General features: G+C 50.6%; 1 pseudogene. It reads right to left on the bottom strand.

Going from position 1 to position 354, the window contains the following annotated elements:
- Positions 1-165: pseudogene (locus I6E24_RS17650) on the bottom strand (helix-turn-helix domain-containing protein); the annotation flags it as partial.
- Between the last annotated feature and the right edge of the window lie 189 nt (positions 166-354).

The raw sequence follows: 354 nt of genomic DNA, 5'->3' as shown, positions 1-354 counted from the left end.
GCGCTGGCTTATCCGTAACCGGTTACACACTTCGTCGCCCGTGAGCCAACGGGCAAGGCGTTTCCCGTCCCCCTTGCGCTGCAAGGCGGTCACTTTTTCCACAAAGGCGTCCCACTGCGCCATCAGTGCCTCGAAGGTCTTTTTCTCAATAGATACCGTTTCCATAAGAATTTGATTTTAGTTCCGTGCAAAGGTAACGACGCAGGCGGAAAAAGATTCCATATTCCGCTAACTGGCAACTTGTTGCGCCGTTTGTCCGGGTAACGGAGCCATTTCTCAAAAAAATCTCACGTGAGCCACGTAGTGAGTTGTTAAAGCCCCTTTTGTTTATTGCTGAACTTTGCCGCAGGAACA

It is taken from the genome of Bacteroides caecigallinarum, from assembly GCF_021530995.1.
Classification (GTDB): domain Bacteria; phylum Bacteroidota; class Bacteroidia; order Bacteroidales; family Bacteroidaceae; genus Phocaeicola; species Phocaeicola faecigallinarum.
The sequence above is the reverse complement of the archived record's forward strand: the minus strand, read 5'-3'. Positions and strand labels throughout refer to the sequence as shown.